The 14,108-nt window shown below is 49.0% G+C and carries 14 protein-coding genes, 1 rRNA gene and 1 other annotated feature; all 15 genes read left to right on the forward strand.

Annotation, left to right across the window (positions count from 1 at the left end):
- Positions 1–90, forward strand: a 5S ribosomal RNA gene (gene rrf, locus F3H97_RS00010); the annotation flags it as partial.
- A gap of 146 nt (positions 91–236) precedes the next feature.
- Positions 237–713 (forward strand): CtsR family transcriptional regulator, encoded by a 477-nt coding sequence (locus F3H97_RS00015; RefSeq protein ID WP_074035340.1) that lies wholly within the window; start codon positions 237–239, stop codon positions 711–713.
- A gap of 5 nt (positions 714–718) precedes the next feature.
- Positions 719–1,153 carry a UvrB/UvrC motif-containing protein gene (locus tag F3H97_RS00020; RefSeq protein WP_074035342.1) on the forward strand — a complete coding sequence of 145 codons (435 nt, stop codon included), beginning with the start codon at positions 719–721 and terminating at the stop codon, positions 1,151–1,153.
- A complete protein-coding gene (locus F3H97_RS00025) occupies positions 1,153–2,196 on the forward strand; it encodes a protein arginine kinase (protein ID WP_159563159.1) in 1,044 nt (347 codons plus the stop codon). Before F3H97_RS00020 ends, F3H97_RS00025 begins: the two co-directional genes overlap by 1 nt.
- Before the next feature lie 24 nt (positions 2,197–2,220).
- Positions 2,221–4,656: an ATP-dependent Clp protease ATP-binding subunit gene (locus F3H97_RS00030; protein ID WP_012727705.1), complete on the forward strand. Its 2,436-nt coding sequence runs from the start codon at positions 2,221–2,223 to the stop codon at positions 4,654–4,656.
- A 55-nt stretch (positions 4,657–4,711) separates the two neighbouring features.
- The gene (gene radA / locus F3H97_RS00035; RefSeq protein WP_012727704.1) at positions 4,712–6,088 is read left to right on the forward strand and encodes a DNA repair protein RadA; all 1,377 of its coding nucleotides are present in this window, start codon (positions 4,712–4,714) and stop codon (positions 6,086–6,088) included.
- Positions 6,089–6,202: 114 nt separating this feature from the next.
- Positions 6,203–7,267: a PIN/TRAM domain-containing protein gene (locus F3H97_RS00040; protein WP_012727703.1), complete on the forward strand. Its 1,065-nt coding sequence runs from the start codon at positions 6,203–6,205 to the stop codon at positions 7,265–7,267.
- A 55-nt stretch (positions 7,268–7,322) separates the two neighbouring features.
- A complete protein-coding gene (gene ispD / locus F3H97_RS00045; RefSeq protein ID WP_012727702.1) occupies positions 7,323–8,003 on the forward strand; it encodes a 2-C-methyl-D-erythritol 4-phosphate cytidylyltransferase in 681 nt (226 codons plus the stop codon).
- On the forward strand, positions 8,000–8,473 hold the full coding sequence (ispF, locus tag F3H97_RS00050; protein ID WP_012727701.1) for a 2-C-methyl-D-erythritol 2,4-cyclodiphosphate synthase: 474 nt from the start codon (positions 8,000–8,002) through the stop codon (positions 8,471–8,473). The genes ispD and ispF overlap by 4 nt, the downstream gene beginning before the upstream one ends.
- Positions 8,474–8,518: 45 nt before the next feature.
- Positions 8,519–9,976, forward strand: a complete 1,458-nt coding sequence (gene gltX, locus F3H97_RS00055; RefSeq protein WP_196430286.1) for a glutamate--tRNA ligase — start codon at positions 8,519–8,521, stop codon at positions 9,974–9,976.
- Positions 9,976–10,183: a binding site (T-box leader), on the forward strand. It overlaps the preceding gene by 1 nt.
- Before the next feature lie 51 nt (positions 10,184–10,234).
- On the forward strand, positions 10,235–10,924 hold the full coding sequence (gene cysE / locus F3H97_RS00060) for a serine O-acetyltransferase (RefSeq protein ID WP_074035352.1): 690 nt from the start codon (positions 10,235–10,237) through the stop codon (positions 10,922–10,924).
- Positions 10,893–12,290 carry a cysteine--tRNA ligase gene (cysS, locus tag F3H97_RS00065; RefSeq protein ID WP_074035353.1) on the forward strand — a complete coding sequence of 466 codons (1,398 nt, stop codon included), beginning with the start codon at positions 10,893–10,895 and terminating at the stop codon, positions 12,288–12,290. The genes cysE and cysS overlap by 32 nt, the downstream gene beginning before the upstream one ends.
- Positions 12,287–12,691 (forward strand): Mini-ribonuclease 3, encoded by a 405-nt coding sequence (locus F3H97_RS00070; RefSeq protein WP_074035355.1) that lies wholly within the window; start codon positions 12,287–12,289, stop codon positions 12,689–12,691. Before cysS ends, F3H97_RS00070 begins: the two co-directional genes overlap by 4 nt.
- A 109-nt stretch (positions 12,692–12,800) precedes the next feature.
- Entirely contained in the window at positions 12,801–13,550 is a 750-nt protein-coding gene (rlmB, locus tag F3H97_RS00075) for a 23S rRNA (guanosine(2251)-2'-O)-methyltransferase RlmB (protein WP_031421850.1), read from the forward strand.
- On the forward strand, positions 13,547–14,086 hold the full coding sequence (locus F3H97_RS00080; protein ID WP_012727695.1) for a YacP-like NYN domain-containing protein: 540 nt from the start codon (positions 13,547–13,549) through the stop codon (positions 14,084–14,086). The genes rlmB and F3H97_RS00080 overlap by 4 nt, the downstream gene beginning before the upstream one ends.
- The last annotated feature ends 22 nt before the right edge of the window (positions 14,087–14,108 follow it).

Raw genomic sequence — 14,108 nt, forward strand, 5'->3', positions numbered from 1 at the left:
CCCGTTCCCATGCCGAACACGGAAGTTAAGCGTCTCAGCGCCGAAAGTAGTTGGGGGATCTCCCCCTGTGAGGATAGGACGTTGCCAGGCAACAACGCAGGACGACCGAGCATACGCTCGGTCGTTTTTTTGTTTTAGCGATGCTCTCGACATAGAGGCATCGCTTTTCGTTTGCCTTTTTTTAAATCAATGATAAAATATAGTCAAAAGTCAAAGATGGTCAGAGGGTGGTGGAGATGAGAAATATTTCGGATGTCATCGAACAGTATTTGAAGCAAGTCTTGAAGGAAAGTCAGGCAAACGCAATTGAAATCAAACGTCAAGATATCGCACAACGATTCGAATGTGTCCCATCCCAAATCAATTACGTCATCAACACACGTTTTACCGTCGAAAAAGGATATTTAGTAGAAAGTAAACGTGGCGGTGGCGGATATATTCGTATTCGACGCGTTATTTTACACGAAAAGCAAGATGTTCTCTCTAGTTTGATGGATATCATTCATGAACATCCACGTTTGAACGAACAGCTCGTTGAAAATGTGCTGATTCGATTGGTTGAAGAACAGATGATGCACGAACAAGAGGCGCAGTTGATCTATCATCTCTTATCAGATGAAGCATTGAACTTACAAGTTGACGATCGCTCCTATATTCGACGTCAGCAACTACTCGCGCTGATGAAAGTACTTCGTTATCGTAATGGAGGGTAAGTCGTATGCTATGCGAACGTTGTAAACAGCGACCGGCTGTCAATGAAGTCGTTGTCATGGAACAGGACGTACCCGTAAAAAAACGGCTATGTCGACAATGTACGGTAGAACTTATGACGGGCTATGTGCCAGTCGTAAAGCGCTGCCCAACCTGTCAGATGACGCGTCAAGATTTATTGCGTGTACGAAAAGCAGGATGTGCTATGTGTTATACCGTATTTCGTGATGAACTGATTAAAATCACACGTCAATATCAACAAGGACATGATCATCATATCGGTTCGGTCCCTGACCAATTACGTACACCCCATGAACGAATCGAAGAGCGGCTCGAAAAGTTGGCAGGGGAGTTGACCCGTGCTGTCGAACAAGAAGATTATGAACGAGCAGCACGCATTCAAAAAGAAATGAAGCAATTAGAAGGGCAAGGTGATGTCTAATGGAAACGTTCCTAACACATCCACTTGGTCCCAAAATGAAAGAGCGTGCCAAATTGGATGACCTGGTTGTCTCCACAAGAATCCGACTGGCACGTAACGTCAAAGACACTGTATTTTCGCCAGTCCTTTCTAAAGAAGGAGAACGTCAACTATGTGATCGCCTCGAAGGACGGTTACATGGGTTAAAGGGATTTGAATATCTTCATATGCGTGATTATGATGAAGTCACCCGACAGGCATTGATGGAAAAACATTTGATTAGTCCGGCCATTGCGACCAACGAAGAAAGTGCAGTCTTTTTAAGTGAAGATGAAACTATCAGTGTGTTGATTAACGAGGAAGATCATTTACGAATTCAGACCTTACTCCCAGGTTATCAAGTGAAAGAGGCGTTTGAATTAGCGACTCAAGTAGACGCACTGTGCGCGGAATCACTCTCATACGCCTTTGACGAACAGTTAGGCTACTTGACGACATGTCCAAGCAATATCGGAACAGGACTCCGGGCCTCGGTCATGTTACACTTACCGGGTCTCACGTTAACGGGTCGAATCAGCCCCATTTTGCGAGAACTTCGAAAACTCGGCTATACGATTCGAGGTCGTTACGGAGAAGGTAGCGATGCGGCAGGACGGTTGTTCCAGCTGTCAAATCAGCGGACATTAGGCAGTCATGAATCACAACTGTTAGCTGACTTTATGGAAGTGACAGAACAAGTGATTCAAGCAGAACGTCATGCGCGTGAAGAGCTCATCGCACATCGACAAGAAGAGTTAGAGGATCGGTTTTATCGGTCATATGGTATTTTACGATATGCCAAACTTCTTTCTTCTACGGAAGCCATTGAGCGACTATCTGATTTACATTTAGCGAGTGACTTAGGGATTTTGTCTGATTGGAGTCCGCCGAAGTTCCATGAACTCATCGTTCGGTTACAATCAGGTTTTCTACAAAAACATTTCGGGAAAACATTATCTACGCAAGAACGGGATCGAGAACGAGCGACACTTGTTCGTCGGACGTTAGATCAAGGCTTAGTTTGATCCAACTATAAGGAGGTTATGTCAATGATGTTTGGACGATTTACAGAACGAGCACAACGCGTATTAGCTTTAGCACAAGAGGAAGCCGTACGTCTTGGCCATCATAATATTGGTACAGAACATATTTTATTAGGATTGGTTCGTGAAGGAGAAGGAATCGCAGCAAAAGCGCTCTTCGCCCTTGGATTGACCTCTGAAAAAATCCAACAAGAAGTAGAATCATTGATTGGACGTGGTTCAGAGAATGGATCGACAATTCATTACACACCGCGTGCGAAAAAGGTCATTGAGCTCTCGATGGATGAGGCTCGGAAATTGGGACACTCTTACGTCGGAACGGAACACATCCTTCTAGGATTGATTCGTGAAGGAGAAGGGGTCGCGGCACGCGTCCTCAATAACCTTGGAATCAGTTTGACGAAAGCACGCCAACAAGTGTTGCAACTTCTCGGGAACACGGAGTCATCTTCAAATGCTTCGCAACCTGGGGCGAGCGCCGCAACACCAACGCTTGACGGATTGGCACGCGATTTGACACAACAAGCGCGCGAGTCTCGTTTGGATCCGGTCATCGGACGCGCAGGCGAAATTCAACGTGTCATCGAAGTGTTGTCGCGTCGGACGAAGAACAACCCGGTTCTAATTGGGGAACCAGGGGTCGGGAAAACAGCGGTCGTCGAAGGTCTCGCTCAGCAAATCATCAACAACGAGGTACCTGAAACGCTTCGAAACAAACGCGTCATGGTGCTCGATATGGGAACGCTTGTCGCAGGTACGAAATATCGTGGTGAATTCGAAGATCGCTTGAAAAAAGTGATGGACGAAATTCGTCAAGCCGGTAACGTCATTCTCTTCATCGATGAGTTACACACATTGATTGGTGCGGGTGGTGCAGAAGGTGCAATCGACGCCTCTAACATTCTTAAGCCGTCATTGGCTCGCGGTGAACTTCAATGTATCGGGGCGACTACACTAGATGAATACCGGAAGTACATCGAAAAAGATGCAGCGCTTGAGCGCCGCTTCCAACCGATTCAAGTGAACGAACCGACAACAGAAGAAGCTGAACAAATCCTACTCGGGTTACGCGATCGCTATGAAGCACACCACCGTGTGACAATTACAGATACGGCGATTCATGAGGCGGTCGTCCTTTCTGACCGTTACATCTCCGATCGTTTCTTGCCGGATAAGGCGATCGACCTCGTCGACGAGGCGGCATCAAAAGTACGACTTCGCTCATTCACGGCACCACCGAATTTGAAAGAGTTGGAATCCCGTCTCGAATCGATTCGTAAAGAGAAAGACTCTGCCGTTCAAAGCCAAGAGTTTGAAAAAGCAGCTTCCCTTCGCGATACGGAACAGAAGTTACGCGATGAGTTAGAAGAGTTGAAAGCAGAATGGCAGAACAAGCAAGGTAACGAAAAACTTGAAGTGACGAAAGAAGATATCGCTCAAGTTGTTGCGAACTGGACAGGTGTACCGGTCACGAAGATTGCCGAGGAAGAGACAGACCGTCTCCTCAAACTCGAATCGATTCTTCACAACCGTGTCATCGGTCAAGACGATGCGGTGAAATCCATTTCCCGTGCGATCCGTCGCGCCCGGGCCGGATTGAAAGATCCGAAACGTCCAATCGGGTCATTCATCTTCCTCGGACCGACCGGAGTCGGGAAAACAGAGCTCGCCCGTGCAGTTGCCGAAGCAATGTTTGGCGATGAAGATGCCATCATTCGAATCGACATGTCCGAGTACATGGAAAAACATGCGACGAGCCGTCTCGTCGGTTCGCCTCCTGGTTATGTTGGTTACGAAGAAGGCGGTCAATTGACTGAAAAAGTGCGTCGGAAACCTTACTCGGTTATCCTACTCGATGAAATCGAAAAAGCGCACCCAGAAGTATTCAACATCTTGCTTCAAGTGTTAGACGACGGTCGCTTGACGGATTCGAAAGGTCGCACAGTCGACTTCCGAAACACAGTCATCATCATGACGTCTAACGTCGGAGCCGCAGCGCTTCAACGAAACAAATATGTAGGATTCACAGTGGAAGATGATGTGAAACGTGAATATACGGAAATGAAGGACAAAGTACTCGAGGAATTGAAGAAAGCGTTCCGACCTGAGTTCTTGAACCGGATTGATGAAATCACGGTATTCCATTCACTTCAAAAAGAGCACATTCAAGAAATTATCAAACTTATGGCAGAGACACTTAAGAAACGTCTCGCCGAACAAGGTGTTGATTTCAGCTTGACGGATGCGGCACTCGATAAAATTGCCGATGTCGGCTACGATCCGGAATACGGGGCTCGTCCTCTCCGTCGTGCCCTTCAACGGGAAGTGGAGGACCGCCTCTCAGAAGCAATGCTCGGCGGCACAATCGCTAGAGGCAGTAAAGTTGCGCTCGACGTACAAGATGGAGAGTTCGTCGTTCGTAACGAAGGTGTAGTTCAGTAAAACATTCAGCTCCCTCGTCGTTTAGAGGGAGCTTTTTTAGACAGGAAGGGAACTTATGGCAAAAATTAAAACGAAATACGTCTGCCAATCGTGCGGATATGAATCAGCCAAGTGGATGGGGCGTTGTCCGGGTTGTAATGAATGGAATACGCTCGTCGAAGAGTTTGTAGAAGAGAAGAAAGCCAAACGTGGAGCGGCCTTTGTGCATAGTTCATCGCGACAATTGAAACCGGAACGCTTAGCGAACGTCGTCTCGCAAGAAGAGACGCGCGTGCATACGAATAGTCGTGAATTTGACCGTGTCCTCGGCGGTGGGATTGTCCCAGGTTCACTCGTTTTAGTCGGCGGGGACCCGGGAATCGGGAAGTCGACCATTCTGTTACAGGTTAGCGCTCACTTAGCTCATAGTGGTAAAAAGGTGTTATACATCTCGGGGGAGGAATCTCTCAAACAGACAAAACTTCGTGCGGAACGGCTCGGTTTACCGACCGATGACTTGTTCGTGCTCGCTGAGACGGACATGTTGATGATCGAACGGGTTATTGATGAGGAGCAACCTGGATTTGTCATCATTGACTCGATTCAAACGGTATATATGGATGAGATTCAATCGGCGCCAGGGAGCGTGTCACAAGTTCGAGAATGTACGGCCGCCCTCATGAAAATTGCGAAAACGCGAGGGATTGCGGTCTTCATCGTCGGTCACGTGACGAAGCAAGGGTCGATTGCCGGTCCGCGCTTACTTGAACATATGGTCGATGCGGTACTTTATTTTGAAGGGGAGCGTCATCATACGTTCCGTATTTTACGTGCGGTGAAAAACCGTTTTGGATCGACGAACGAGATTGGAATTTTCGAGATGAAAGAGAGCGGACTAGAGGAAGTGCTTAATCCATCTGAAATATTCTTGGAGGAACGCACTGCGGGCGTATCGGGTTCGACCGTTGTCGCCTCGATGGAAGGTACGCGGACGGTACTCGTGGAACTCCAAGCACTCATCTCTCCGACATCGTTCGGGAACCCGAGACGTATGGCCACGGGCATTGATCAAAACCGAGTCGCGCTGCTCATGGCCGTGCTCGAAAAACGTTCCGGTCTCTTGCTTCAGACGCAGGATGCGTACTTGAAAGCAGCCGGTGGCGTCAAACTGGACGAACCGGCGATCGACCTTGCGATTTGTATCTCGATTGCCTCGAGTTTCCGCGATCGTCCGACCCGTCCGACGGATGTCTGCATCGGTGAGGTCGGATTGACCGGAGAAGTGAGACGGGTTTCCCGAATCGAGCAACGTGTCGCCGAGGCGGCAAAACTAGGTTTTACACGGGCCATCATCCCGAAAAATAACATGGGGGGATGGACCGCTCCGGCAGGGATTGAAGTCGTCGGGGTCGGAACAGTGGACGAAGCACTCCAGTTGGCGATTCCGTTCTAACGGGTCGCCACTGGCAGTTTTTAACGCTTTGTAACGAACGTGATTGAAAAAATCGTGTTACAATGAAAGTGTTATTTTTTGAAATTTTATTTCATATAGAAGGAGGTGGAATGAGTGAAGATTGCTGTACGAATCGGATTTATTTTGATTGGACTCGTCGTGGGTTGGTTCGGAATCATCGAAGCGACGCTTTTATTAGCAGACCTTGGCATGAATGTGCCGGAGTGGTTAACGATTCCATACGTAGCAAGTTTGATTGGTGGACTTATCTTCTTCATTCTTAGTTTATTCTTAACAGATGGTGTTGTTGCATTTATTCGTTTTGTCGAAGAACGGCTCGTCCGTTTACCGGTAGGGGATATCTTATTCGGTTCGATCGGTCTCATCATCGGGCTCTTGATTGCCTTTTTGATTAGTGTATCGCTTGAAGTCACGAATATTTTCTTACTGAGTAAAATCGTCCCGATTTTTGTCACGGCCCTGTTTGGTTACTTTGGTTTCGCGGTCGGCTATCGGAAGCGTAACGAATGGATCAAACTATTTGTGAAGAGCGAACGGGAAAAGCCTGCGGCTGAACCGGTCCAACGCTCTAATGATAAGATTTTAGACACGAGCGTCATCATCGATGGTCGAATCGCGGATATTGCGACGACTGGATTCGTGGAAGGAACATTGATTGTGCCCCAGTTCGTCATCGGCGAACTGCAATACATCGCCGACTCCTCGGATACGTTGAAGCGGAATCGTGGACGTCGTGGACTGGACATCTTGAAGGAACTACAAGAGAACAAGCGCATCCAGGTTGAAATTTATGATGGAGACTTCGAAGACGTACCGGAAGTCGACATCAAATTGATTAAACTAGCTGAACTGAAAAACGGGATTGTTGTTACGAATGACTACAACTTAAATAAAGTGTGTGAGGTACGAAATGTACCGGTCTTGAACATCAATGATTTGGCGAACGCCGTCAAACAGATTGTCATTCCTGGTGAAGAGATGGTCGTGACAGTTATTAAAGAAGGAAAAGAGCAGAATCAAGGGGTTGCTTACCTTGAGGATGGGACAATGGTTGTCGTGGAGGGCGGACGTAAATTGATTTCGAAGACGCTTCCTGTCGTTGTGACGAGTGTCTTACAAACGTCTGCAGGCCGTATGATTTTTGCCCGTCCGGAATAACGGATCAAAAAGAGACGCGAGAGCGCTCTCTTTTTTCACGAAGAGAGGTATTAACATGGTAGCTTATACAGTTGTCATCCCGGCTGCGGGAAGAGGGAAGCGGATGGGTGCGGATGCGAATAAGTTGATGCTGACGCTCCGTGACAAACCGATTATTGCTTGGACGTTACAGGCGTTCGATACCGATCCGTGGTGCGAACGAATGGTGTTAGCCATCCGGCCAGAAGAACGGGACTGGTTCGAGGCGATGACGTCACAGATGAAGACGCCGGTTACATACGTAGCAGGAGGGGAAGAACGACAACAGAGTGTCCATGCAGGACTGAAGGTTGTTGCACCCGATACGATTGTGATGATTCATGACGGTGCGCGTCCGTTTGTAAAACGTGAACAGTTGCATCAAGTGGCTGAAGCGGCACTGCAAGGTGGTGCCATCTTGGCGGTACCCGTTAAAGATACTGTCAAACAAGTTCAACGTCATCACATCGAACGCACCGTTCCCCGTGAAAACTTATGGTTGGCACAAACGCCGCAAGCCTTTCAGGCGAAAGCGATTTTGGCGGCACATGAACGAGCGGTCGAACAACAGGTGATGGGAACGGATGATGCCAGTTTGTTTGAGTGGCTCGGCGAATCGGTACAAGTGGTCCTTGGGGACTATCACAACATCAAAATGACGACGCCCGAAGATTTATTGTTCGGCGACGCGATTTTAGCGAAGGAGGAATTACAATGAGAATTGGTCAAGGCTTTGATGTACACGCATTTGCAGAAGGACGTCCGTTAATCTTAGGGGGAATCGAAATCCCACATGAGCGTGGACTTCTCGGTCATTCTGATGCGGACGTGTTACTCCATACGATTGCGGATGCGGCACTTGGAGCAATTGCGGCAGGTGATATCGGGAAACACTTCCCGGATACGGATCCGGAATTTAAAGATGCAGATTCGAAAGTATTGCTTCGTCACGTCTGGCAGCTCGTGAAAGATCAAGGCTACGTTCTCGGAAATGTAGATGCGACGGTCATGGCTCAACGTCCGAAACTTCGTCCTTACATTGATGAGATGCGCGCGGTCATTGCCGAACTTCTTGAGGCGGACATCGAGCAGGTGAACGTGAAAGCGACGACGACGGAGAAACTGGGCTTCACGGGACGCGAAGAAGGGATTGCGGCGCAAGCGGTCATCTTACTCAACCGGGCTTGACAGAAATGGTATACTATTTGGGCAGAAGAGAAGAAAGGTGGAACTATTATGAGTGAAGTGCGTGTACGCTATGCGCCTAGTCCGACGGGGCATCTCCATATCGGAAATGCGCGGACGGCGTTGTTTAACTACTTATTTGCTCGCCATGCTGGCGGAAAAATGATTCTTCGGATTGAAGACACTGACCAGAAACGGAATGTGTTGAACGGTGTCGAGAGTCAGATGAAATACTTGGAATGGCTCGGCATCGACTGGGATGAAGGTCCAGGGCGTGACGGAGACTACGGTCCGTATTACCAAATGGAGCGTCTTGCGATTTATGAGAAATACGTCAATGAGTTGATGAGCAAAGGCCTTGCTTATAAATGCTACATGACCTCGGAGGAGCTTGAAGCAGAGCGTGAAGCACAAATCGCACGTGGGGAGGCACCACGTTACTCGGGTGCGCACCGTAACCTCACCGTTGAAGAACGTGAAGCGTTTGAAGCGGAAGGGCGTAAACCGTCTATTCGGATTCGTGTGCCGGAAGGCGTGACGTATAAATGGACAGATGTCGTCAAAGGAGACGTCTCGTTTGAATCGAAAGATTTCGGTGACTGGGTCATCGTGAAACAGGACGGCATTCCAACGTACAACTTCGCAGTTGTCGTGGACGACCATTTGATGAAGATCAGTCACGTGTTGCGTGGGGACGACCATATCGCGAACACACCAAAACAGATGATGGTCTATGACGCACTCGGTTGGGACTATCCTGAATTCGGTCACATGACGCTCATCTACAACGACCAACATAAAAAGTTATCAAAACGGGACGAATCGATCATTCAGTTCATCGAACAATATGCGGATCTCGGCTACTTGCCAGCAGCGCTCTTCAACTTCATTTCGCTCCTTGGCTGGTCACCCGTCGGGGAAGAAGAAATCTTCTCGAAAGAAGAGTTCATTGAAATGTTTGATGCGAAACGTTTGTCGAAGAGTCCGGCAGTTTTTGACCAACAAAAACTTTCTTGGATCAACAGTGTATACATGAAGAAGGCCACGCTTGACGAAGTGGTGGCACTCAGTTTACCATTCTTACAAGAAGCAGGACGATTACCCGAGGCGGTATCTATTGAGGAAGCGGATTGGGCGACAAACTTGATTGCATTGTATAAAGAACAAATGACGCACGGAGCAGAAATCGTCGCGTTGACAGACTTGTTCTTCAAAGATGAAATCGAGTATGACGAGGAAGCGAACGCTGTCCTTTCAGGTGAAACGGTACCTGCTGTTCTTGCAGAGTTCAAACAGCAGCTCGAAGCAATCGAAGACTTCATTCCGGAAGCGATTAAAGCGGCGACAAAAGCGACGCAAAAAGCTACCGGTCAAAAAGGGAAGAACTTGTTCATGCCAATCCGTGTCGCGACGACAGGACAAACACATGGACCAGAACTCCCGAACGCCATTTCGTTAATCGGAAAAGAGCGTGTGTTGAAGCGTCTGACAACTCTATTAGCGTAATAAAGGCATCGATGAGGAAAGTAAGCGGTACGACACGTTGCAGAGACTAGAACCTAGGCTGGGAGTTCTAGATGTGTCCCCCGAAGAAGTGCACCTCGGAGCCGTCTCGGCGATATGTAGTCGAGACCGTGACTCGGCGTTAACGAGACTTGAGAGGGGAACGCATTTTCCCAAACAGAGTGGAACCGCGCTTACGGCGTCTCTGTGCCTTGGCACAGGGGCGTCTTTGTTTTTGTATAAGAAAAGGAGATATCGATTATGGGATTTTGGAGCAGTGTACGCGAAGACTTGCGGACTGTCCTGGAACTAGACCCTGCCGCTCGTTCGAAAGTAGAAGTGGCACTGACTTACCCAGGCCTTCACGCCATATGGGCACATCGCATCGCGCACGGATTATGGAAACGTAACATGAAACTGGTGGCCAAATTATTAGCCCAATTCAGTCGTTGGTTGACCGGGATTGAAATTCATCCGGGGGCGGTGCTTGGGGACCGCGTGTTCATCGATCACGGTTTCGGTGTCGTCATCGGTGAGACGGCGATTATCGGGAATGACGTCACCATCTATCAAGGCGTCACCCTGGGTGGAACGGGGAAAGAGAAAGGGAAGCGTCACCCGACAATCGGGAGTGACGTGCTTATTTCAGCGGGGGCGAAAGTACTTGGGAACATCACGGTCGGCGATTGCGTCAAAATCGGAGCGAGCTCGGTCGTATTGAACGATGTGCCGTCTGATTCGACCGTGGTCGGAATTCCAGGTCGTGTCGTCATCCGAAACGGTAAGCGTGTGAAGCAACATGATCTAGATCATCGTTTCCCAGATCCGGACCGCGAATGCCAAGAACGCTTAGAAGCGGCAGTGGATGAACTACAACAAAAATTAGCGACGCTTGAAAAGCGGATGGAGGAGAAGACACATGATTCAGCTGTACAACAGTCTCACGAATAAAAAAGAACCGTTTGTCCCGATTGTTCCGGGTAAAGTATCGATGTACGTATGCGGCCCGACCGTTTACAACTACATTCATGTCGGAAACGCCCGTCCGGCGATCGCCTTCGATACGGTTCGTCGCTACTTGACGTATCGTGGGTATGAGGTCAAATACGTCTTGAACTTCACAGACGTGGATGACAAGATCATTCGTACGGCGAATGAATTAGGAGAAGACACAGAGACGCTGACGAATCGCTATATCGAGGCATATTTAGCAGATACAGGGGCACTTAACGTTCAACCGGCAGACGTGCATCCGCGTGTTACCGATACGATGGTAGAAATCATCGAATTCATTCGTCAATTAGAGACGGAAGGGTTCGCTTATGAATCAGAAGGAGACGTGTATTTCCGGACGAAGAAGTTTGAGACTTACGGAAAATTGAGTCAGCAATCGATTGAAGATTTGCGGGCCGGGTCACGTGTCGATGTCGGGGAGAAGAAAGAAGACCCGCTCGACTTCGTCTTATGGAAAGCGGCTAAACCGGATGAACCATCATGGGATAGTCCGTGGGGCAAAGGACGTCCGGGTTGGCATATCGAATGCTCGGCGATGGCGAAAAAACATCTCGGGACAACAATTGATATTCACGCGGGCGGGCATGATTTGAAATTCCCACACCACGAGAACGAGATTGCTCAGTCAGAAGCTTGCAACCATGCGAAGTTCGCCAACTATTGGTTGCATAACGGCTTCATTAACATTGAAAATGAGAAGATGTCTAAGTCGCTCGGAAACTTCCTCCTCGTCCATGAGGCGTTGAAAGAAGTCGACCCGATGGTCCTGCGCTTCTTCATGCTGTCTGTCCATTATCGTCACCCGATCAACTATAGCCGAGAATTGATTGAACAAGCGGCGAACGGCTGGAGCCGAATCAAGGAAGCTTATCAAAATATTGAATATCGCTTGTCGGTAACAGCTGGACTTGGAGAGGCGAGCGAGTCGATGGAACGGAAGCTTGAATCCATCAAGGCATCTTTCATCGAATCAATGGATGATGATATCAATACGGCCAACGCCGTGACCGTCCTCTTTGACTTGGCACGGGAAGCGAACATTTATGCGAAGGCCGATCATGTGGCAAAAGCGACGCTTGAACAGGTCCTGTCGCTATTTGATGAATTGACGGGTGTCCTCGGCTTGACGTTGGCAGAAGAAAAAGAACTATTGGATGCCGAGATCGACCAATTGATTCAAGAACGGAACGACGCACGGGCGGCACGTAATTTTGCCCGGGCTGACGAGATTCGTGATTTACTAAAAGAACAAAACATCCAACTCGAAGACACGGCCCAAGGGGTTCGGTGGAAGCGGTTATGATGCAACCGAAACAAATGAATGCACTTGCGCTCGCCTACATGGGAGACGTGGTATACGAAATGGCTGTACGGAGACGCCTGCTCGAGAAAGGATTGACGCGCCCGAATGACTTGCACCGGGGCGCGGTCCGCTACGTCAATGCACGGGCGCAGGCGAGCGTCGTGACATTTTGGTTAGAGACGGATGCGTTGACGGAAGAGGAACAGGCTGTCGTCAGACGTGGAAAGAATGCGAAATCAGGATCGGTTCCGAAACGGGTCGATGTGCACACGTATCGTTATTCCACGGCGTTCGAGGCACTGATTGGGTATATCTATTTGACAGAAAGAAGGGATCGTCTTGAAGAACTCATCAAACAAGCGTTCGAACGACTCGAAGCCGAGTCGACCGAAACGACATGACGGAAATCGGGGAGCGGAGAAACGAACGTTTGACCGCCCTCGTGGGGAACGACCAGATCGCGCGCGTCGCCAAAAGGCAGAACGCCCTGACTATAAGGAAGTCGATGTGATGGAGGAAGGGATTGACTTCCTTTACGGTCGTAACCCGGTACTCGAGGCACTGCGAAGTGGTCGGGATATGAATAAAGTATTCATTATGGAAGGTCAGCAAAAGGGACCACTCGCTCAAATCATCGCGATGGCGAACGAAGCATCGGTCCAAGTGTCATTCGTCCCAAAAACGAAACTTGAGAAGATGGCTGGCAGTGAACATCACCAAGGAGTCGTTGCGGCGGTTGCGGCTTATGAATACAAAACAGTCGAAGACATGTTCGCTCTCGCAGCTTCGAAAGAGGAGACACCGCTCTTCATTTTGCTAGATGAGCTCGAAGACCCGCACAATCTCGGTTCGATTCTACGGACCGCCGATGCCGTTGGCGCACATGGGATCATCATTCCGAAACGTCGCTCGGTCGGTTTGACTCAAACGGTTGCTAAAGCCTCGACCGGGGCCATTGAGCATATTCCGGTGGCGCGTGTGACGAACTTGACACGGACACTTGAAGAGTTGAAGGAAAAAGGATTGTGGGTCGTCGGGACCGATGCGAAAGAAAGTCAGGACTATCGTCGATTGGATGGAAATATGCCACTCGTTGTGGTCATTGGAAGTGAGGGCAAGGGGATGAGCCGACTCGTGCGCGAATCGTGCGACTTCCTTGTTCATTTACCGATGGTCGGTCATGTCACGTCACTCAATGCATCTGTTGCAGCGGCGCTCCTTCTGTATGAGGTGCATCGCTCACGTCATCCATTGGCATGAGTATCCTGAAGCGCGAGCTCCTTCTTGTCGACGGATATAATATCATCGGCGCGTGGCCTCACTTGAGAAGTCTCCGCGACGTAGATTTTGAACAGGCACGCAATCTGTTGATTGAGGCGATGGCAGAATATCAGGCTGTGTCCGGCAAAGAGGTCACCATCGTGTTTGACGCCCACATGCGCTATGGTCGTGAATCCAAAGAGAAGCGGAGTCGGGTCGACGTTGTCTATACGAAAGAAAATGAGACAGCGGACGAATGGATTGAGCGGCGTGCCCATGAATTAGTGGATGACCGGCTCATTACACTATTCGTTGCGACGAACGATTTCACGGAGCAGTGGGTCATCTTTGGTCAAGGCGCATTGCGCGTTCCGGCAACCGAACTGTTGAAAGATTGGAAGCATGCGAAAACACTGATTGAGCAACAGCGCGTGTCGCTAGAGAAAGAACAAGCAAATCGGAAGACGATTGATATTCCACCACATATTCAAGCAAAGTTTGAAGAAATGCGACGTCGCAAATCAAAAGGTGATTGAAATCACGGACGAGTTCATGAAA

Origin of the sequence: Exiguobacterium sp. SRB7LM (assembly GCF_015712685.1) — a bacterium.
Classification (GTDB): Bacteria; Bacillota; Bacilli; order Exiguobacteriales; family Exiguobacteriaceae; genus Exiguobacterium; species Exiguobacterium profundum.